We start from the raw sequence: 19,377 nt of genomic DNA on the forward strand, positions 1-19,377 counted from the left end.
CAGACGGGTGGGCAACAAAAAAGCCCCGGATCGCTCCGGGGCTTTGATGTTTCGATGAGGCTGGCTCAGTAGCGGTAGTGATCGCTCTTGTACGGGCCTTCCTGCTTCACGCCGATATAGTCGGCCTGGTCCTTGCGCAGCTCGGTGAGCTTGACGCCGATCTTGGCGAGGTGGAGGCGCGCGACCTTCTCGTCGAGGGTCTTCGGCAGCACGTAGACTTCCTTCTTGTACTTGCCGTCCTTGTTGTTGGCGAACAGCTCGATCTGCGCCAGCGTCTGGTTGGTGAAGGACGCCGACATCACGAAGGACGGATGACCCATCGCGTTGCCGAGGTTCACGAGGCGCCCCTCCGACAGCATGATGATGCGGTGCTTGTCGGGGAATTCGATCTCGTCGACCTGCGGCTTGATGTTGGTCCACTTCAGGTTACGCAGACCCGCGATCTGGATCTCGTTGTCGAAGTGGCCGATGTTGCAGACGATGGCGCGATCCTTCATCGCGCGCATGTGCTCGATGGTGATGATGTCCTTGTTGCCGGTCGCGGTGACGAAGATGTCGGCGCGCGGGGCGGCGTCCTCCATGGTCACGACCTCGTAGCCTTCCATCGCGGCCTGGAGCGCGCAGATCGGATCGACTTCGGAGACCATCACGCGGCAGCCGGCCTGGCGCAGCGAGGCGGCCGAGCCCTTGCCGACGTCGCCGAAGCCCGCGACCATCGCGACCTTGCCCGACATCATCACGTCGGTGCCGCGGCGGATGCCGTCGACCAGCGATTCACGGCAGCCATAGAGGTTGTCGAACTTGGACTTGGTGACGCTGTCGTTGACGTTGATCGCCGGCCACAGCAGCGTGCCGGCCTTCTGCATGTCATACAGACGATGCACGCCCGTGGTGGTCTCTTCGGAAACGCCCTTGATGCTCTTGGCGATCTCGGCGAAGTAGCCCTTCGGCTTTTCCTTGAGCTGCTTCTTCAGAAGCGCGAAGAAGACTTCCTCTTCCTCGGAGCCGGGCTTGTCGAGGAAGGCGGTGTCGCCGTTCTCGGCACGCAGACCGAGATGGACGTACATGGTGGCGTCACCGCCGTCATCGAGGATCATGTTCGGATGACCGCCGCCGTGCCAGTCGAACAGCTTGGCGGTGTAGTCCCAGTATTCGGTCAGCGTCTCTCCCTTGACGGCGAAGACGGGAATGCCGGCGGCCGCGATCGCGGCGGCAGCGTGGTCCTGCGTCGAATAGATGTTGCAGGAGACCCAGCGAATGTCGGCGCCGAGTGCTGCCAGCGTCTCGATCAGCACCCCGGTCTGGATCGTCATGTGCAGCGAGCCGGCGATGCGCGCGCCCTTCAGCGGCTGCTTCGGGCCGAACTCCTCGCGGGTGGCCATCAGGCCGGGCATCTCGGTCTCGGCGAGCGAGAGTTCCTTGCGGCCGAAATCGGCGAGCGAAATGTCCTTGACGATGTAATCGGTGAAGCCGGGCTTCGCGTTCATAGGGGGTTCCTGTTTGTTTGACTCGTCATTCCGGGGCGCTCGCGAAAAGAGCGAACCCGGAATCCGGAGGATCGAGATTCCGGGTTCGCCGCTGTCGCGGCGCCCCGGAATGACGCAAGTGAACTAGAGCGCGCGCTTCAGCTGCTCGACGAGATCGGTCTTCTCCCAGGAGAAGCCGCCCTCGTTGTCGGGTGTACGGCCGAAATGGCCGTAGGCCGAGGTGCGCGCGTAGATCGGGCGGTTGAGGTCGAGATGGCTGCGGATGCCGCGGGGCGTGAGATCCATCGCCTGCGCCGCCGCCTTCTCGAGCTGTTCCTCCGGCACTTTGCCGGTGCCGTGGGTGTCGATGTAGATCGACAGCGGCCGCGCCACGCCGATGGCATAGGCAAGCTGCAGCGTGCAGCGGTCGGCGAGACCGGCAGCAACGATGTTCTTGGCGACGTAGCGCGCGGCGTAGGCCGCAGAACGGTCGACCTTGGTCGGATCCTTGCCGGAGAACGCACCGCCGCCATGCGGGGCCGCGCCACCATAGGTGTCGACGATGATCTTGCGGCCGGTCAGGCCGGCGTCGCCGTCGGGACCGCCGATGTAGAACTTGCCGGTAGGGTTGATGTGCCAGATGGTCTTCGGCGTGATCCAGTCCTTCGGCAGCGCCTCGCGCACATAAGGCTCGACGATGTCGCGCACCTGGCTGGAGGTGAGGTCCGGCACCAGATGCTGGTGGGAGACCACGATCTCGCGCACGCCGACCGGCTTGCCGTTCTCGTACTGCACGGTGACCTGGCTCTTGGAATCCGGGCCCAGCACCTTCTCGCGGCCGGAGTGGCGCGCTTCGGAGATGAGGCGCAGGATCTTGTGGGCGTAGAAGATCGGCGCCGGCATCAAGTCAGGCGTCTCGTTGGTGGCGTAACCGAACATGATGCCCTGGTCGCCCGCGCCTTCTTCCTTGACCTCACCCGGCTGAAGCGCGTCGACGCCCTGGGCGATGTCGGCCGACTGCGGATGCAGCAGAATCTCGATGTCGCAGGTCTTCCAGTGGAAACCTTCCTGCTCGTAGCCGATGTCCTTGATCGCGGCGCGCACGACGCCCTCGATCTGCTCGTTGGTGACGGACTTCGGGCCGCGGGTCTCGCCGGCGATCACGACCTTGTTGGTAGTCGCGAGCGTTTCGCAGGCGGCGCGGATTTGCCACGGGTCGATGCCGGCTTTCGGCCCCTCGCGGTAGAACAGATCGACGATTTCATCGGAGATCCGGTCGCAGACCTTGTCCGGATGGCCCTCGGACACGGACTCGCTGGTGAAGAGATAGGACGCGCGCATCAAGAAACCCCTTGTTCCGCCACTGCACGGCGGTTCGTTTGCGATGTTTACCTTTGGATTATGTCAATCACGCCGGCGCGAGATGACGTAGGATTCGTCAAGAAACCAGAGCCCGTTGTACTTTCTCAGCACGTCCCTGGCGGCATCCAGAGTGCGGCCGTTTTGAGTCATTTCTGCCAACCGGTCGTCCTCGATCTGAGCGACATACACCGCCGCATTCCACGCTGCAAAGGCCGTCGAGGTTCCGATAGTACCCGTCACCTCGTTGGGCAGCGCTTCCATATCATACCTGAAGATCGAGCGGTTGTCCGCGTAGGCATTAAAATTTAGGTCGCGGCCCAACGATCCGAGCTCGTACTTAACTGCGCGCAATAGCTCATGACGACTGACCGCGAAAGGATTTTCTCCGGGCCAGATTGCCTGGATCATTTCCATGCCCGGATCGTGACCATGGGAGTGAATACCGATCAGGCGCCCCCCCGGCCGCAATGCCCGCGCCAGAGGCGCAATGATCCGCTTTGCCCGGAAATTGACCGAGGACAGCGCACGGTATGGCTGGGATGCAATAACGAGGTCGAAATTGGCCTCGGTCTGGCCCGGCCGCGGAATGGTCGAATCCAGCAGGAACCGGTGATCCTCGCGATAGAGCACCAGGACGACCGGCCGCTCGTAGAGCGGCATGGCCGTGCGCGGGCTGATCGCGGCGCGCCAGTTCTGCTCCAGGAACGGCCGCAGCTCTGCGATCTGCTGCTCGAACTCGCCCGACGAGGCGCCACGTAGCGGAACCTCGTGCCAGACGGTGGCGGCCGCCGCTGCGGGCGATGCCGGCGTGAGCCAGGGCGCCTCCGAATAGAACATGTTGGTGAAGACGAACACCGACGCAGGATGCTCGAAAATGCGATCCGGCACCTTCTCCAGCGTCAGGCGCAGGTCCTCGAGACTGAGCTCCTTGCCGGCGACATAGAACGGCATGTGCGGAAAGCGCTGGTGCGTCGCGCGCAGCACCCGCGCCAGCACCGTGCCGTCGCCGACGCCGGCGTCGAACAGGCGCAGCGCCGGCGGGCGCGGATGGATGGCGGCCAGTTCCAGCGCAACCCGGTCCGCGATCACCCGCTTTTCGCTACAGGTGTGGACGAACAGCAGATATTTCTGCCGGTTCTCGAAGAAACGGAAATTACCACGCGGATCGCGCTTTTCCGGAGGCACCTGAAGGCCTCGTGGCGGCGGCACGCCGCCGGCCATCGACGCCGCCATATAGGCCTGGATCCGCTCCAGCGTGTCGATGGTGATGCGCTTTCCCTCGCGCAGGCGATGCACCAGCTTCCCATCGTTCACCGCGCGCCGGCCAAACGTCGATTCCGCCATATCCGCCTTGCGGCAGAACTCGGTGATCTGGCTCAGGATTTCGTCGTTTTTCATGAGTGGGAAGGTGGTGGGCAGCGATGTTGGGTCCCACCTCTTAGCAAAGTCTGCCCACCGGGGGAATACCCTCGCTTGCTTCACCCCAGGTCCAACGACGGGAGCGTGAACCCCGGCGCACCGCCGGGCAACAAACAAGCACTTCTCCTCTTACGGGACGACCGCCATGCGCCGCCTGCTCGTCGCGCTCTGCCTGCTCACCGTCGTGCTGGGGTCGACGTCCGCCCTGGCGCAGGCGCGCAACCAGCTCGGGCCGCTCTGCACCACCGAGACCACCCCGGCGGACAAGATGGTCGACGCCTGCACCAAGATCATCGCGCTGAAGGTGTTCAAGGGCGAACAGCTCGCGACCGTCTATTTCTGGCGCGCGGTGGGCTGGAACAAGAAGGGCGACTACGCCAAGGTCATCACTGATGCCACGGAGGCGATCCGGCTGCAGCCGACCCAGGCGGTCTATAACCTCAGGGGCTCGGCCTATTACGACAAGGGCGACTACGACATCGCGATCGCCGATTTCGACGATGCGCTGAAGCTCGGACCTCCCAGCGGCATCATCTTCCACAATCGCGGCAACGCCTGGCGGGGCAAGCACGACTACACCAAGGCGATCGCCGACTACGACATGTCGATCAAAGCCGATCCGAAATCGGCGTTCTCGTTCCAGAACCGCGGCATCTCGAAAGAAGGACTCGGCGATCTCGACGGCGCGCTCGCCGACATCAACCAAGCGATCCGGCTCGACCCGACGCTGCCGCAGCCGCTGATCAACCGTACCTCGATCTGGCGCGCCAAGGGCGATCTCGATCGCGCCATCGCCGATGGCAGCGAGGCGATCCGGCTCGCCGAGAAAAAGCCGCCGGCCAACATCATGACGCCGCCGAACAGCGTGCTCATCTCGGGCTATACTCATCGCGCGCTGGCCTATGAAGCGAAAGGCGACTACGCCCGCGCACGCGACGACTACAAGGCGACGCTGGCGATCGTGGCGTCGGACGCCGGCAGCAAGGCCAACCAGGCGACCGCAAAAGTGCGGCTGTCGCTGGTGAGCGATGCAGCTGTGCCGATCCCGCGCGATGCGCCCTCGCCCACGACGCAGCCGACAGCGGCCCCTGCCCCGCAGCAGACCGGCGCGGCATCCGCGCCCTCGCCTGCTCCGGCCGTGCGCGGCACGCGCATGGCGCTGATTATCGGCAACGGCGCCTATGCGCATGTGAAGGCGCTGCCCAATCCACCCAACGACGCCCGCGCGGTCGCCAAGAGCCTGCGCGACATCGGCTTCACCGTGTCGGAGGGCGTCGACCTCGACCGCGCCGCGATGCAGAAGATGACGCGCGACTTCCTGCGCGAGGCGGCGCGGGCGCAAGTCGCCGTGGTCTACTATGCCGGCCATGGCGTGCAGGTGGACGGCCGCAACTATCTCATTCCCGTCGACGTCGAACTCAAGCCGGGCACGGCCATGACAGAGGCGATGATCGACATGGACACGATCATGGCCGGCCTCGACGATCAGGTCCGCACCAACATTTTGATTTTCGATGCCTGCCGCAACAACCCGATGGCACAACAGGTGGCTTCAGCCTCTGCCAATCGCAGCATCGAGGGCGCCTCGGGCCTCGCGGCTCCAACGAGCCTCGGCGCCGGGGCGACACTCGGCGCCGGCACGCTGATCGCTTTCGCCACCGCACCGGGCCAGGTCGCGCTCGACGGCGACGGCGCCAACTCGCCGTTCTCCGCCGCGCTGTCCCGTCATATCGGCACGCCCGGGCTGGAGGTGCAGCAGATGCTCACGCGGGTGCGGGCGGAAGTGGTCTCGACTACGAAGAACAAGCAAGTGCCGTGGTCGAATTCGTCGCTGCTGGGTGAGGTCTACCTGGCGGAGAAGTGACGATGCGCTTGCGCATCGTCATCCCGGGATGGTGCGCAAGCACCAGACCCGGGATCTCGAGATCCTCAGGTGCGCAAGCGCGCACCATAGTTCGCGCTACGCGCGCCCCGGGATGACGCTGTGCCTCAGTTGCCCCACACTTCCTTCGCGATCTCCACCGCAAGGCTCAGCTTGGCCCACTGCTCTTCCTCGGAGAGGATGTTGCCCTCCTCGGTCGAGGCGAAGCCGCATTGCGGGGACAGTGCGAGCTGCTCCAGCGGCGCGAACTTGGCGGCTTCTTCCAGACGGCGCTTGATGTCGTCCTTCTTCTCGAGCTCACCGAACTTCGAGGTGATGACGCCGACCACGACGACCTTGTTGCCCTTGGGCAGGAAGCGCAGCGGCTCGAAACCGCCGGCGCGGTCGCTGTCGTACTCCAGGAAGTAGCCGTCGTAATTGGTGCCGGCGAGCATGGTCTCGGCCACCGGCTCGTAGCCGCCCGAGGAGATCCAGGTCGAGCGGAAATTGCCGCGGCAGACATGTGTCGTCACCACCATGTCGGCGGGCTTCTCGGCCAGCGCGTAGTTGATGATGCGCGCATAGATCTGCTGGAGACCGTCCGGATTGTCGCCGCGCTCGCGCGCCTTCTGCAATTCGTCCGGCGAGCAGAGATAGGCCCACACGGTGTCGTCGAACTGGAGATAGCGGCAGCCGGCGTCATAGAACGCCTTCACGGCCTTCCGATAGGTCTTGCCGAGGTCCTCGTAGAAGGCATCGAGATCGGGATAGACGTCCTTGGAGATCGACTTGCGGCCACCGCGGAAGTGCAGCACCGCCGGCGAGGGGATCGTCATCTTGGCGGTGACGTGGGCCTGGTCGGCGCACTTCTTCAGGAAGCGGAAATGGTCCAGCATCGGGTGGTCGTCGGGGAAGTCGAGCTTGCTGATCACGCGGACCGCATCGTGACGGGTCTGCACGCCGGCGAACTGGATGCCGGTGTCGGGGTGAAACAGCTCGCAGCCGGTGAGCTTGGCCAGAAAGTCGAAATGCCACCAGGAGCGGCGGAATTCGCCGTCGGTCGCAAGCTTCAGCCCGACCGAGGCCTGCTTGTGCACGACCTTCTCGATCTCCATGTCCTCGATCTTGCGCAGATCGTCGGCCGAGATCTCTCCCTTCTCAAGCCTGGCGCGGGCTTCCTTGATCTTGGCGGGGCGCAGGAGGCTGCCGACCTCATCGGCACGGAAGGGGGCTTTGGTTCGCTGCATTCTTGAACTCCCGAGGATTTTTTAGTGGGCCGCCGCCCCTGCGACTCCGAGGTGGCGCTCCAGGACCGAGGGGTCGGCCTTCAGCGCGGCGCTCGGGGCGTCGTGGACGATCGTTCCGCGTTCCAATATCACAACACGGTCGGCGAGCCCCAGAATCTTTTGCGCATTCTGCTCGACGATGATCGAGCAGATGCCGCCGGCGCGGGTGATGGCCCCGATCGCCTTCAACAGCTCCTCGACGATGATGGGGGCAAGGCCCTCGGTCGGCTCGTCCAGCAGCAGGACCTTCGGGTTGAGGGTCAGCGCGCGGCCGATCGCCAGCATCTGCTGCTCGCCGCCGGAGAGCTGGTTGCCAAAATTGCCCCGCCGCTCCTTCAGCCGCGGAAACATCTCGTAGACCTTCTCGACCGTCCAGGGACCGGGCTGGGCCACCGCGGTCATGTTCTCCTCGACCGTGAGCGAGCGGAAGATATTGCGCTCCTGCGGCACCCAGCCGATGCCAGCGCGCGCCCGCTGGTCGGGTCGGAGCGTGGTGACATCCGTGCCGGCGAGCGCGACGGTGCCGGAGAAGCGGCGGGTGACGCCGACGATGGAGTTGATCAGCGTGGTCTTGCCGGTGCCGTTGCGTCCGAGCAGCGCCAGCACCTGCCCTTCGGCGAGGCGCAGGGACATCTTCGGCAACACCACCGCCTCGCCATAGCCCGCGCGCAAGGCTTCGATCTCGAGCAGGTCAGACATTGACCGCCTCCTCGCCGAGATAGACCGCCTTGACCTGCGGGTCGCGCGCGACCTGCTCGGGCGGGCCTTCTGTGAGCAGCGCGCCGGAGACCAGAACCGAAATCCGGTCGGCGAAGGAGAATACGAGATCCATGTCGTGCTCGATCAGCAGCACCGTGACGTCGCGCGGCAGGCTGCCTACGACGGCGAGAATGTCGTGGCGCTCGCTCTCGGGCACGCCGGCGGCGGGCTCGTCGAGCAGCAGCACGCGCGGCTTGGCCGCGATCGCGACCGCGATCTCGAGCAGGCGCTGCTTGCCGTAAGGCAGGGTCACGGTCTCTTCGTTCATCACATCGAGAAGATGGAAGCGCGTCAGGAGATCGGCGATCTCGCCGTTGACGTCGCTGCGCGTGCCCATCCGCCGCCACCAGTCGCCGCCATGGCCGAGGCGCTCGGAGACGGCAAGGCCGATGGTCTCGAGCGGGGTCAGGTCGGGATAGAGCTGGTTGATCTGGAACGTGCGCGACAGGCCGCGCAGCACGCGCTTGTGCACCGGCACGTCCGTGATGTCCTGGCCTTCCAGCAGGATGCGCCCGGAGTTCGGCTTCAGCACGCCGGTGAGCTGGTTGATGACAGTGGTCTTGCCGGCGCCGTTCGGGCCGATCAGCGCGTGGCGGGCGCCCTGCTCGATTCTGAGCGAGAGATCGCGGGTGACGCGCAGGCCGCCGAACTGCTTTTCGAGGTTCTGGGTTTCGAGCGCGATGGTCATGCGTCGCTCTCCGGCACGGCGACGACCGCCTTGCGACCGGCAACCTGCTTGATGATCAGGTTCGGCACATACAGCACCCAGCGATGCAGGCGCTGGCGGCCGACCAGCACGATCACGACCAGCACGAGGCCGATCCAGAACTGCCAGTATTGCGGGGTGATGGTGGAGAACAATTCCTGGAGCATACGGAACACCACCGCGCCGACCAGCCCGCCATAGAGATAGCCGGTGCCGCCGATGACGAGCACCAGCATCAGGTCGGCGGAGCGTTCGAAGGCAAACACGTCGAGCGAGGCGATCGCGGTGGTCTGGGTGAACAGCGCGCCTGCGATGCCGGCATAGAACGCCGCCAGCGTATAGATCGCGATCAGGCGCCGGTTGACGGGGATGCCGATCGCCGCGGCCCGCAGCGGATTGTTCTTGATCGCACGCAGCGACAGGCCGAACGGCGAATGCACGACGCGGCGGGCGAACAGGAACAACACGAACAGCACGGCCAGCGAATAGAAGAAGCCGGCCTTGCCGAACATGTCGAACGGAATCTCGCCAAAGATCGGCTGCATCTCGATGCCCTGCAGGCCGTCGGTCCCGCCGGTGATGTTGGAGAAGCGCTCGGCGAGCGCCTCCAGCAGCAGCGCGATGCCGAGCGTCACCATCAGCCGGGTGAGATCGACGCCGCGGATCACGAGGAAGCTGGTGGCGAAGCCCAGCACCATCGCGGCAATGCCGGCCAGGATCAGCGCAAGCACGGGCTCGTTGACGATCCCGTGAAGAGCAAGCAGCCCCGCCGCATAGGCGCCGACGCCGAAGAAGGCGGCGTGGCCGAGCGAGACGATGCCGGCATAGCCGAGGATGAGATCGAGCGACATCGCAAACAGCGCCAGCCGCAGGATGTCGGTCATGATCAGATAGCGCGTGGGAAATGCAAAGCCGCAGGCCAGCACGATCAGCCAGAAGGCGACTTCGCCATAGTGCCAGCGCGCATGGCGCTGGGCGTGATAACCGACGTCGGAGGAGGCGCTCATCGGCGAACTCAACGCGCGGCCGTGCGGCCGAACAGGCCGTTCGGGCGCCAGATCAGGATCACGATCATCATGGTGTAGATCACGAAGGGGCCCATCTTCGGCACGTAGTACTTGCCGGCGACGTCGCCGATGCCGAGCAGGAGCGAGGCCAGGAACGGGCCGGTGATCGAGGACGAGCCGCCGACGGTGACCACGATCAGGAAGTAGATCATGAACTTCAGCGGGAAATACGGGTCGAGGCCGAGGATCTCGGCGCTGAGCGCGCCACCGAGGCCGGCGAGCCCGCAACCGAATGCAAACGTGAAAGCGAACACCTGCGGCACGTTGATGCCGAGGCCGCTGGCGGCGCGCGGATCGTCAACGGCGGCGCGCAGCCGGCTGCCGAAACGGGTCTTGGCCAGCACCATCTGGAGCGCGATGGTGAGCAGACCGCAGATCACGATGATCATCAGCCTGTAACGGCCGATGCCGACGCCGAACAGGTCGAACTGACCCTGGAGCGCGGCCGGCAGGTTGATGAAGACCCGCGACGAGCCCTGGATGTAGTCCACGGCCGCGACCGACATGAAGGTCAGGCCGATGGTGAACAGCACCTGGTCGAGATGGCTGCGCGTATAGAGATGGCGGTAGAGCGTACGCTCGAGCACGATGCCGATCGCCGCCGACGAGACGAAAGCGAGCGGCAGCGCGGCGAAGAACGGCCAGCCCATCCGGTTGACCAGCACCATGCAGACATAGCCGCCGGTCATGGCGAAGGCGCCGTGGGCGAGGTTGACGAAGTTCATCAGGCCGAGCGTGACCGCGAGCCCGCAAGCGAGCACGAACAGCAGCATGCCGTAGGCAACGCCATCGAACAGGTTGGTGAGGATAGAGGTCATCGTCTCAGCTTGGGTTATCGGTCATGGCCGGGCAAAAGCACGAAGTGCGTCTTCAAACAAATGTCCCGGCCATCCACGTTCCTGTTTCGGCTCTCGCGTGGATGCACCGGTCAAGCCCGGGCATGACGAGAGCGGGGCGCGAGATCCCGGGCTCGCGCCAATGCGCGCCCCGGGATGACGCGCTTTCGCGCGTCACTTCTTGGTCTTGCCGAGGTCCTTGACGGCTTCGAAGGTCGCGAACTCGACGTTGTAGAGCTCGCCGTCGACCTTCTCGACCTTGCGGATGTAGATGTTCTGCACGATGTCGCGGGTCTCGGGGTCGATCGAGATCGGGCCGCGCGGGCTCTCCCATTTCTGGCCCTTCATCGCCTCGACCAGCTTGGTGCCGTCGGTGTCGCCACCGGTCTTCTTCAGCGCCTCGTAGATCAGGTGGATGCCGTCATAGCCGCTCACCGCCATGAAGCCCGGACGAGTGCCGAAGGCCTTCTTGTAGGCCGCGACAAAATCCTTGTTCATCGCGGACGGATGCGCCGCCGAATAAAGGTGCGCGGTGACCGTGCCGAGCACGGCATCGCCCATGTTGTTGAGGAGGTCGTCGTCGGTGACGTCGCCCGGTCCGATCACCTTGATGCCGGCCTTGTCGAGGCCACGCTCGGCATACTGCTTCATGAAGTTGCCGCCCTGACCGGCCGGCACGAACACGAAGATCGCGTCGGGCTTGGCGTCCTTCATGCGCTGGAGGAACGGCGCGAAATCGGGATTCGCGAGCGGCGTCTTGACCTCTTCGACCACCTCACCGCCGCCGGCGGTGAAATTCTGCTTGAAGAAGTTCAGCGCGTCGTTGCCCGGCGCGTAGTCCGAGGTCAGAGTCGCCACCTTCTTGATGCCGTTCTTCACCGCCCAGTCGGCGATGATGGTCGAGGACTGCGCCAGGGTGAAGCTGGTGCGCACGATGTAGGGCGAGCGCTCGGTGATGATGGAGGTGCCGGCCGCCATCACGACTTCCGGAATCTTGGCCTGCGTTGCCAGCGGCGCGGCGGCGAGGGCTGCCGGCGTCACGCCGAAGCCGGCGATGAAATTGACCTTGTCGTTGACGATCAGCTCTTGCGCAGCGGTCTTGGTCTTGTCGGGAATCGCGGCGTCGTCCTTGAGGATGATCTCGATCTTCTTGCCGGCGACGGTGTCGCCCTTCTGCTGCATGTAGAGCTTGATCGCGTTCTCGATCTGCTTGCCGGTCGAGGCCTGGCCGCCGGTCATCGGCAGGATCAGGCCGACCTTGACAGTGTCCTCGGCCCTGGCCGGCGCGACGGTTACCAGGCCTGCAACGGCGGCCACCGCGGCTGCCCAAGAAAGTTGTTTGCGTTCGAACATCAGAGTGTCCCTCCCCTTGATTCCTGACCTCTTGTGCGGCGAACCGAGTGCCCGGTCCTTGCCTCACTCTAGCTCATGCGCGAGCCTTATCGCGCGCCACATGGCGTCCTTGGCGCCCCCCTTGTCAATCGGACGTTTGGCGACCATTCGGCGCAAGCCGAGCGTCCCGATTTCCGACGGCGGGGAGTGATGTCGCTGTTACGTCGAGGTGACCCGAACGCCCCGACCTTGGCCGCTTTTATTTGTACGATTGTACAAATAAAATGGACCTGTCAACGAAAAAGCCCCCTCGCCGGGCCAAGCCACGTTGTCGCGAGGCCGGCGCCGCAGTCTAGAAGCGCGACGGGCCGCGTGGATGGAAGATTTCGTCTTTCTTTTGCAGAATTGGTACATCTGGGGCCTCGCCCCGGCTCCAACCCGGTAACTTATTACCTACCTCGAATAAGTCTATTTTACCTTGTTGAAGGCTACTCTCGCGGCGCCAGCCTGACCCGGCGTCCAACCAGACCGAACCAGCGCGCCCCCACAATGCCCAAGCCTTTCCGCTCCCTCCTGCCCCTCCTCGCGCTTGCCGTGGGGCTGTCCGGCTGCGGCACGGTCAATGAGAAGCTGTCGGCCGGCATCGGCGATTACGTCCCGCAATGGGCCGGCGGCCTGCCGGCCGACGCCCCGCCGCGGGCAGGCACGCCGCAATACGACGCCTACATGAAGGAGCGCGAGCGCAAGCGGCTGCTGCCGGCGGCCGATCGCGAGAAGGAAGAGCAGGCGCAGAAGGGCGCGACGGGCACTCCGTCGAGCGGCGCGGTGCGCTAGGTCGGTGCGCTCCCTCGCCCCGCTTGCGGGGAGAGGGTTGGGGTGAGGGGGAGTCTCCACGGGGACGGTGACAGTTGGAGTCGCGGAGAGTCCCCTCACCCGGATTGCATCGTCGATGCAATCCGACCTCTCCCCGCAAGCGGGGAGAGGTGAAACAACATCAATCCATAAACACCACGGTCTTGCGGCCGTTGGGGATGACGCGGTCGTCGAGATGGTAGCGGATCGCGCGCGCCAGCACGCGGCGCTCGATGTCGCGGCCCTTGCGGACGAGATCTTCGGGCGTGTCGCGGTGGCTGATGCGCTCGACGTCCTGGTCGATGATCGGGCCCTCGTCGAGATCGCGCGTGACGTAATGCGCGGTGGCGCCGATCAGCTTCACGCCGCGCTCATGGGCCTGGTGATAGGGTTTTGCGCCCTTGAAGCCGGGCAGGAACGAGTGGTGGATGTTGATGCAGCGCCCCGACAGTTTGGCCGACAGATCGTCCGACAGGATCTGCATGTAGCGCGCGAGCACGACGAGATCAGTTCCGGTCTTGGCGACGAGATCGAGGATCTGCGCCTCCTGCTCGCGCTTGCTCTCCTTGGTCATAGGCAGATGGTGGAACGGGATGCCGCCGAAATCGAGCCCGGCATAGACCTCGCGCGGATGGTTGGAGACGATCGCGGTCGGGACCATCGCCAATTCGCCGGTGCGCCAGCGATAGAGGATGTCGACCAGGCAATGGTCGGACTTCGACACCAGCAGCATCACCTTGCGATGCGCGGCGCGGTCGCGCATCTGCCACTCCATGCCGAAGCGCTCCGCGATCGCGGCAAAGCCGGTCTGGAGCGCGGTGAGCTCCACGGCGAGATCGGCCGCGGTGAACACCACCCGCATGAAGAACTTCTTGGTCTCGACGTCGTCGAACTGCTGGGCGTCGAGAATGTTCTGTCCGTTGTGGGCCAGGAAGGTCGACACCGCCGAGACGATGCCGGGGCGATCCGGACAGGACAGGGTCAGGACATATTGATGATCGGGCATGGCTCTTGATGAAGGTTTGGGCAAATGATGCGGAACAACTCGCGATTTGCGCCCTGCTCTATCACCGACCCCGCCCTTACGCCAATCCCAAGACTTGCTTCTACGTAAAGTGCAGAGTCAGGATGAACGGACCATTGCGATTTGTACCGGAGCACGCCCATGGCCGACCGCTTGAACGGCTACCGCATCCTGATCCTGGAAACGCGCGAGGAGGCGCAGTTCTCAAAGCTCCTCGCCGAGCAAGGCGCCGATGTCGTGCAGTGCCCGATGTTCACCATCCACGATGCGCCGGACCCGGCCCCGGTCGAGGCCTGGATCCGCCGCGCCATCGACAGGCCGTTTGACGATCTCGTGCTGATGACCGGCGAAGGCCTGCGGCGGATCATGAAGCTCGCGCGGACCCGTGGTCTCGACCAGGCTCTGGTCGCGGCCCTCGCCAAATCGCGAAAATTCACCCGCGGGCCGAAGCCCGGCAAGGCGCTGCGCGAGATCTCGCTCGAGGCGCAGCAGACCACGGAGAAGCCGACCACCGAGGGCGTGATCGAGATGCTGGGCAAGCTCGACCTGAAGGGGCGGCGCCTCGGCCTCCAGCTTTATCCGGACAAGGACCACAGCACCCTGACCGGCGCACTCTCGGCGCAAGGCGCCGAGGTCGATACCGTGCTGCCCTATGTCTACGATTCAAAGGCGGCGGATGCCAACATCGTCGCCGCCATCGACGACATGGCGGAGGGACGGATCGATTCCATCGCGCTGACCAATCTCGGCCAGGTCCGCCGCCTGATCGAAGCCGCAAAGGCACATGGCAGCGAAGCGAAGTTGCGCGCAGGGTTGGAGCGGACGCTGATTGCGTCGGTGGGCCCTGCGGTGTCGGGGGAGCTCGCCGCGCATGGCCTGCGCACAGACATCGCACCGGCGGAAGATGCGTATTTCATGCGGCCGCTGATTTCGGCGATGGCCGCGGCGCTCGCCGAGAAACGGCCGAAGGTGGCGGGTTAATCACCAGGCGACGATGCCTAGCTTGCCACCTGCGAGGCGGCCGACATCAACTCCTGGGGGCTCGGAGCCCCGAACATGCGCTGGCCGCCTTCAGGAACCTCGGTAAAGGTCCAGCGCACGATCCCCTCGCGATCGAGCAGGAACTGGCCGAACAGCTGGCCCTGGCCGGTTGCCGCCATGCGCTGATCGGCCTCCATCATCTCGTAGCCGTCCTTGTTGTTGAGGTATTCGGCAGCCGCCAGCCGATTCATCGGCCCCGGCGTTTCGCCGGGCATATCGACCTGCATGCTCATGACGACGTCCATACCCACCTTGCGGGGCCACTCGGTCTCGTGGTCCGTAAACTCGAGATTGGGCAGGCCGAACGCGCGGTGCGAGACCCGCTCGGGGTCGGACGCGGCGAGCAGATTGGGCAAGGGATGATAGCGGAAGTAGAGCCGCGCGCGTTCGATCGGCGTATTCACGACCGTGAGACTTTCGACGCCCTTGTCGCGCAGCGCTGCGCCAAGTTGCGCCTGTGCCGCGATATGGCGCCGACAGAACGGGCAGTGCAGCCCGCGAAACAAGCCGATCAATATCGGACTATGCCCACGAAAATCCTGGAGCGCGATCGTTCCATCGCGTGTGATGGCGTCCAGCACGATGTTCGGTGCGCGATCGCCCGGTTGAAGCGGTCCGTCGACATGAAGTTCTGACATGGTTGAACTCCTTCATATGACCTAGTCGAGAAACGGCAGTACGATCAGCCCGGCGGGATCAAGCCCGTGGCGGGCGCAGACATCATGGGCCAGCGCGAAATATCGGTCGGCCTCGGGCATGTCGCCTCGATCAAGGCTCAGCGTGGCGAGACCATCATAGCATGGAAAAAGCTGCTGCGGTTCGCCGGTTTCGTTCGCCACCTCGATTGCCTCGTTGTAGCAGAGGGCGGCCAGATCGGGGCGGAAATGGCATTGATGGATTTGCCCGAGCACGATCAAGGGCACGGCGAGATGCTCGCGCTGATCGAGCGCGCGGTCGATTTCGATCGCCTTTTCGGCAGCCGGCACCCCTTCTTCGGTACATCTGTCCGTGAAGGTGCAACAAGCAACGGCAAAATTGGCAAGAAGACGCGCCTGGAAGCCAAGATCCCCGATCCGACGCGCGACATCGAGTCCACGCCGGCAGACCTCCACGGCTTTCGCCGCGTCGACAATCGTGTAGAGCACACCGAGATTGGTAAAGCCGCGGCAGGCTACGTTGAGGAGGCCGGCAGTTTCGGCGGCTGCAACACTTTGCTCCACCTCGCGCACCGCCTCCTCGTGTCGTCCAAGCCGCGCCAGCGCAACCCCCTTGGTGTTGAGGGCCTCCGCAATGGCACGTGCCGCCTCGAGCCTTCCCTGCTCGTCCGCGTCCGCCGGTACGGACCGTGCATAGCCGAGCGCCTCGTCTGCCCATCTTGCGGCGGCCACGTGATCGCCCGTCCGAAACGCGAGACGGCCGCGCTCCTGCAAGAGATGCGCCCACTCGATGGGCGCGTCGATCCCTCCAAGCAGGTTGGCCGCCTCGGCGTAATGCGTCTCTGCCTTGATCCGCTTGCCGGCGCCCCACAGCAATCGGCCAAGCTTGCGAAGAATTCGCGCTTCGCTGATCCGGTCCTGTAGGGCGCGGTGCCCCTCCAACGCGCTCTGATAGTGCTCCTCGGCCGTGTTCCGGCGGCCAGCCGCGCCACAGAGGTCCGCGATCCGCTCGTATAGAACCAGACGTTCCGGCTCCCGTTCGCCGCCGGCCAACAGCACGGCGAGGGCCTGTTGGTAGAGACGGATGGCATCGTCATTGGCATAGCTGGCGCGTGCGCGATCGCCGGCCGCGCGCAGATAGCGCGCGCCTTTCGGCTTGCTCGCGCTCAGACTGAAGTGATGTCCGAGCAGTATGAGATCTTCGAGGCGCTCGGGCTCTTGGCCATACAGCCTCTCGAGCGCCCCACCAATCCGTCCATGAAGCTCGATCCGGCGCTGCAGAAGCAGGTTTTGATAGATCACGTCCTGAAGCATGGTTTGCGTGAAGCGGTAGGTCCGCAGCGAAATCGAATTCGAGCCCGCGATCTCCTCGACGATTTCCGCGTCGCACAGAAGTTCGAGCCCTGCTTCGACCCTTGCCGGCTCGGTTGCCGCCGCACCGAGAGCAGCCGCATCAAAACGCGGGCCGATCACCGCGGCCTCCTGTGCCAGGCGGCGCACCTGATGCGGCAACCGGTCGAGACGCGCCAGCAACAACGCCTGAATGCTTGCCGGAATATCGGCGGCGGCTTCATCCGACGTCATCCGCCACTGCACGCCGTCGCGCTCCAGGGCGCCGGCTTCGATCAGGCCGCGTATGATCTCCTCGAGGAAAAGCGGATTGCCGCCGGCGCGATCGAGGATTCGACTGAACAGACGTCCCGGTGGTTCACGCCAACCGTGACTGAAATAGGCCGCGAGCAGCCTTTGTCCGTCGGCGTCCCCAAGCGGGGGCAGCCGGAGGGTTGCGTGACTGATCCTGCTCGAACCGAACTGGTCCAGTTCCAGCATCGGCCGATGCGTAAACAACAGCATCAGCCGCGTCCGCTCCAGTCGGTCCATCAGGAAGCGCAACGCTTCAAGCGACACCGCATCGGCCCAATGCAGATCCTCGACGATGATCAGCAGTGGCGACAGTGCCAGGCGGCGTTCGAAGACGGTGCGAATCGCGAAGAATATCTGCCGGCGGAGCTGTTCGGGCTCGACATGCCTGAGCACGGCGTTGGGGTCGCCGAGGCCGAGTACGTGCAGATAGAGGGGCATCAGGCGGTCGGCCTCGTCGGTCGCGAGGCCCAGCTCCGATAGCGCTTCGGCGACCTTCGCCTCCGCCTCTGTGGCGCCCGCCTTCTGCGCGATGCCATAGGCGCTGCGCAGCACGGCGGCGAGTGTGCCGTAGGACTGTTCGCCGAGCGGCGAGCACGCCGCCTGCCGGATCGCCACGCCTGCGAATCGATCCTGATCGCGGATGCGGGCGACGAACTCCCTGACCAGGCGCGTTTTCCCGATGCCGGCCTCACCGACCAGCCGCACCAGTTGAGCCGCGCCGCCGCACGCGAGATCAAGGCTGCCGATCATGCGCGCAAGCTCGGCGTCGCGCCCGATCAACGGCGCATTGAGGCCCAGCGTGTCGAGACCTCGCGCCGCACGGGGCGTGTCGAGCGGCTCATTCAGACGGTGGACCAGTACGCTGCCCATCTTGCCCTTGAGCGAGACCTCGCCAAGCGAGTCATAGGAGAACGCATGCCGCGTCAGACGGTGGGTCAACGGCCCGACCAGTACCTCGCCCGGAGCCGCCATCGATTGTAGTCGCTGGGCGGTATTCACCGTGTCACCGGTCACCGAATAGGATTTGGCAACGCCCGCACCGAGCCCGCCCGCGACGACGTGCCCGGTGTTGATGCCGACATGGAGCAGCAGCGGTGAACCTGCATACGCCTTCGCGCGTTCGCTGAGGCGCGCCGTCCGGTCGATCATGTCGAGAGCAGCGCGCACCGCCCGCTCTGGGTCGTCCTCGTGCGCCGCCGGCGCACCAAACAGAGCAAGCAGCGCATCGCCGATGAATTTGTCCACGAAGCCGCCAAAGCTTTGCACCGCGGCCGTCAACTCCTCGAACAACCCGTTTTGAAGCGTCTGCATGACCTCGGGGTCGAGCCGCTCGCTCATCGCAGTGAAGCCGCTGAGGTCGGCAAACAGCACGGTGATGGTGCGGCGGTTCGCCTCGCTGTCGATCTTGTCCAACTGAGGTCGAAATGCGGCTTGGGCCTCCTCCGCCGGCGCGAGCGGCGGAGAGGAGGACCGGATCGGGAGCGTCGTCGGGCTCGTCCGCGCCGATGCCTGCCCGCCTGTGGGGGTCTCAGAGACGAAGGCGCCGCATTTCGGGCAATAGGCGAAATCCGGCGCGCATGGAAAGCCGCAGCCAGGGCACGCGTTCGGCTGCCTCGTGCCGCACTTCGGGCAGAAGGCAAAGCCGCTCTGGACCTCTAAACCACAGCAAGAGCAGTTCATGGGTCAAGACCTCGCGGAAGCCGCGATGGTGCCATCTCCTGGACCTGCCGGACGGGCCCAGGAACCCGGCAAGCATGGGCTCGTCGCACGGGAAGAGCAAGCGGTGGTCGGTTAACGGCCGCGCGCGCGGCCTCACCCCTCCCCGCAACCGGACCGTCTTTCGGTGCTGAGGATAGACACCCCCGGCGATCGTCGCCCGCGCTTATTTCGGCCTCTCCGACGAGCTTTCGCGCAAGCCACACCGCCTCGCCATAGCGGGTCTCCTTCGCGAGCGACGTAGTGCGCTGCATCAAGGCGAGCATGTCCTGCGGACCCCCCTGGGAAGGCGACACGACGACGCTCACGAGAAACAGCGACCCCAGAAGCCGCGCGGCAAACCTTGTGGC

The 19,377-nt window shown here is 64.8% G+C and carries 15 protein-coding genes; 3 read left to right on the plus strand and 12 right to left on the minus strand.

The window, feature by feature from the left end:
* Positions 1-65 precede the first annotated feature (65 nt).
* The 3 genes from ahcY to WN73_RS15995 all read right to left on the minus strand — a co-directional run bounded on the left by ahcY (position 66) and on the right by WN73_RS15995 (position 4,226).
* On the minus strand, positions 66-1,487 hold the full coding sequence (ahcY, locus tag WN73_RS15985; protein WP_011088685.1) for an adenosylhomocysteinase: 1,422 nt from the start codon (positions 1,485-1,487) through the stop codon (positions 66-68).
* Between the two features lie 123 nt (positions 1,488-1,610).
* Positions 1,611-2,807, minus strand: coding sequence for a methionine adenosyltransferase (gene metK, locus WN73_RS15990; RefSeq protein WP_011088686.1), 1,197 nt, complete (start codon positions 2,805-2,807; stop codon positions 1,611-1,613).
* A 63-nt stretch (positions 2,808-2,870) separates the two neighbouring features.
* Positions 2,871-4,226, minus strand: coding sequence for a hypothetical protein (locus WN73_RS15995; protein WP_028173200.1), 1,356 nt, complete (start codon positions 4,224-4,226; stop codon positions 2,871-2,873).
* 166 nt (positions 4,227-4,392) lie between these two features.
* Between WN73_RS15995 and WN73_RS16000 the strand changes: the two genes are divergently transcribed.
* A complete protein-coding gene (locus WN73_RS16000; protein ID WP_271553692.1) occupies positions 4,393-6,111 on the plus strand; it encodes a caspase family protein in 1,719 nt (572 codons plus the stop codon).
* Between the two features lie 125 nt (positions 6,112-6,236).
* Here the strand turns inward: WN73_RS16000 and WN73_RS16005 are convergent, their stop codons facing one another.
* The 6 genes from WN73_RS16005 to WN73_RS16030 form a co-directional block, all read right to left on the minus strand.
* Entirely contained in the window at positions 6,237-7,355 is a 1,119-nt protein-coding gene (locus WN73_RS16005; protein ID WP_011088689.1) for a cobalamin-independent methionine synthase II family protein, read from the minus strand.
* A 21-nt stretch (positions 7,356-7,376) separates the two neighbouring features.
* On the minus strand, positions 7,377-8,093 hold the full coding sequence (locus WN73_RS16010; protein WP_110116682.1) for an ABC transporter ATP-binding protein: 717 nt from the start codon (positions 8,091-8,093) through the stop codon (positions 7,377-7,379).
* Positions 8,086-8,841 (minus strand): ABC transporter ATP-binding protein, encoded by a 756-nt coding sequence (locus WN73_RS16015; protein WP_271553694.1) that lies wholly within the window; start codon positions 8,839-8,841, stop codon positions 8,086-8,088. The genes WN73_RS16010 and WN73_RS16015 overlap by 8 nt, the downstream gene beginning before the upstream one ends.
* Positions 8,838-9,866, minus strand: a complete 1,029-nt coding sequence (locus WN73_RS16020) for a branched-chain amino acid ABC transporter permease (protein WP_271553695.1) — start codon at positions 9,864-9,866, stop codon at positions 8,838-8,840. Before WN73_RS16020 ends, WN73_RS16015 begins: the two co-directional genes overlap by 4 nt.
* An 8-nt stretch (positions 9,867-9,874) precedes the next feature.
* The gene (locus tag WN73_RS16025; protein ID WP_011088693.1) at positions 9,875-10,744 is read right to left on the minus strand and encodes a branched-chain amino acid ABC transporter permease; all 870 of its coding nucleotides are present in this window, start codon (positions 10,742-10,744) and stop codon (positions 9,875-9,877) included.
* 192 nt (positions 10,745-10,936) lie between these two features.
* Positions 10,937-12,115 carry an ABC transporter substrate-binding protein gene (locus tag WN73_RS16030; protein ID WP_271553698.1) on the minus strand — a complete coding sequence of 393 codons (1,179 nt, stop codon included), beginning with the start codon at positions 12,113-12,115 and terminating at the stop codon, positions 10,937-10,939.
* A 528-nt stretch (positions 12,116-12,643) separates the two neighbouring features.
* On the opposite strand from WN73_RS16030, the gene WN73_RS16035 reads away from it, so the two are divergent.
* Positions 12,644-12,928, plus strand: coding sequence for a hypothetical protein (locus tag WN73_RS16035; protein WP_271553699.1), 285 nt, complete (start codon positions 12,644-12,646; stop codon positions 12,926-12,928).
* A gap of 160 nt (positions 12,929-13,088) precedes the next feature.
* Here the strand turns inward: WN73_RS16035 and purU are convergent, their stop codons facing one another.
* Complete coding sequence (gene purU, locus WN73_RS16040; RefSeq protein ID WP_271553700.1) at positions 13,089-13,952, minus strand: formyltetrahydrofolate deformylase; 864 nt, start codon at positions 13,950-13,952, stop codon at positions 13,089-13,091.
* Positions 13,953-14,111: 159 nt separating this feature from the next.
* On the opposite strand from purU, the gene WN73_RS16045 reads away from it, so the two are divergent.
* The gene (locus tag WN73_RS16045) at positions 14,112-14,951 is read left to right on the plus strand and encodes a uroporphyrinogen-III synthase (protein WP_011088697.1); all 840 of its coding nucleotides are present in this window, start codon (positions 14,112-14,114) and stop codon (positions 14,949-14,951) included.
* A gap of 17 nt (positions 14,952-14,968) precedes the next feature.
* Here WN73_RS16045 and WN73_RS16050 read toward each other — a convergent pair whose 3' ends face one another.
* Entirely contained in the window at positions 14,969-15,649 is a 681-nt protein-coding gene (locus tag WN73_RS16050) for a redoxin domain-containing protein (protein WP_028173193.1), read from the minus strand.
* 21 nt (positions 15,650-15,670) lie between these two features.
* Positions 15,671-18,991 carry an adenylate/guanylate cyclase domain-containing protein gene (locus tag WN73_RS16055; RefSeq protein WP_271553701.1) on the minus strand — a complete coding sequence of 1,107 codons (3,321 nt, stop codon included), beginning with the start codon at positions 18,989-18,991 and terminating at the stop codon, positions 15,671-15,673.
* Positions 18,992-19,377: the final 386 nt, after the last annotated feature.

Origin of the sequence: Bradyrhizobium sp. CCBAU 45394, from assembly GCF_028128655.1 — a bacterium.
Classification (GTDB): domain Bacteria; phylum Pseudomonadota; class Alphaproteobacteria; order Rhizobiales; family Xanthobacteraceae; genus Bradyrhizobium; species Bradyrhizobium diazoefficiens.